The organism is Nonomuraea sp. NPDC049649, assembly GCF_040675175.1.
GTDB lineage: Bacteria > Actinomycetota > Actinomycetes > Streptosporangiales > Streptosporangiaceae > Nonomuraea.
In genome coordinates this window covers 1-1,506 of sequence record NZ_JBFAOH010000105.1, presented here as the reverse complement: position 1 = coordinate 1,506, position 1,506 = coordinate 1, and the positions used below count along the sequence as shown (strand labels likewise).

The following is a 1,506-nucleotide window of genomic DNA, read 5'->3' as shown; positions in this document are numbered from 1 at the left end:
TACTCCAGCCGCATTTAGTGATCGATGATTCGTCGCTGTCGCTGGTAATGGCAGCGGCGGGCGCGGGCTTGATGCCGACGTCGCCACTGTGACCAGCGGATTCGATGACTGGCAGGGTGCCGGGGCTGGGCAAGATGAGCATGCAGACGCCGGATCTCGTTGACGGTAAGCGGGATCAGCTCGCCGGAATCGTCACCGTTCGCACCCTCAAGCTGTGATCGTCCCTGTCGGCAGGGCCCCCTGTGTGGCCAGGCCCGAGAAAGCCTCGCCCTGCTGAGCGCCCGTTGCGCCGGGTGGGCCGGCGGCGAGGAAAGCCAGATGAGCGTGAGCGACCATGGCCAACGTGACGTGCCGATACCAGGCCAGGTGCTTGCGGACCTGGTAATGGTCCAGGCCGACCTCGTTCTTGGTGGCCTGGAAGCATTCCTCCACACTCCACCGCGATCCCGCCACCCGCACCAGCTCCGGCAGCGCGACCGGGCCGGTGGCCCAGCAGGTGTAGAACGCCAGCTCGCCGGAATCACTGGTGGAGCGGCGGGCCAGCAGCCACTCGGCCGGGCCGAGCGGGATCCACGCCCAGTCGTAGTAGCGGTGGCCCTTGGCACCCTGGCCGCAGGAGTAACGCTGCCACGCCTGCTCCTCCAGTGCGGCGAAGACCTCATCGGCACGCATCTTCCGGCCGGCCAGCACGATCGGGTGGTCACAGGAGACGGCGAACACGTAGTTCAAACCCCGGCTGCGGCACCGCTCACGCAACACGGGGTTGTCGCCGTAGCCCTCATCCGCCGTGAGCCAGGCGAAGGTGAGCAGCGGATCGTCGGCGGCCCGCTCGATCATCCGCCAGGCCAGCTCCGGTTTGGTCGCGAACTCCACCTGCTCCGGGATGCCGGCGTCGGTGCGCCGCTCGGGTGCGGTGAACCAGGAAGCGGGCAGATACAACTCCCGGTCGATCAGCACCCGTTGCCGGCCGGGGTGCAGGTAGGAGGCGAACACTCCGACCTGACAGTTGGTGATCTTTCCGGCCGTGCCGGTGTACTGGCGCTGCACCCCGGCCGAGCGGCGGCCCTTCTTCTCGAACCCGGTGTCGTCGACCACCAGCACCCCGTCCAGACACCCGAGCCGCTCGGCGACCTGGGCCCGCAGCGCGTCCCGGACCGCATCGACGTCCCAGCGGGCGTGGTTGAGCAGCCGTTGCATCCCGTCGGGTGTCGCGTCTCCGGCGAACTCTGCCAGGGACCAGCCGTTCTTGCGTTCCAGCGAACTCAGCAGGCCCAGCAGGTAACCACGCGCTCTGATCCGCGGCTCACGCCGGCCGAAGAACGGTGCCACTACCTGCGCGAACAGGTCATCGAACGCATCGGCCCATACACGCGGGTCGATTTCGGCTACCGTGGCTGCCACGGCCACCGCCGATCATCTGGATTCCACACACCCACATGATCACTGCGGTGGCCGTCTCACGTCTCAGCCTCGACCAGATCGAGATCTCGAAGTGCGGCTGGAGTA

The 1,506-nt window shown here is 67.4% G+C and carries 1 protein-coding gene; it reads right to left on the bottom strand.

The features are described from left to right. Window positions 1-207: 207 nt before the first annotated feature. Window positions 208-1,344, bottom strand: coding sequence for an IS701 family transposase (locus tag AB0J42_RS37655; protein WP_364303379.1), 1,137 nt, complete (start codon window positions 1,342-1,344; stop codon window positions 208-210). Window positions 1,345-1,506 lie beyond the last annotated feature (162 nt).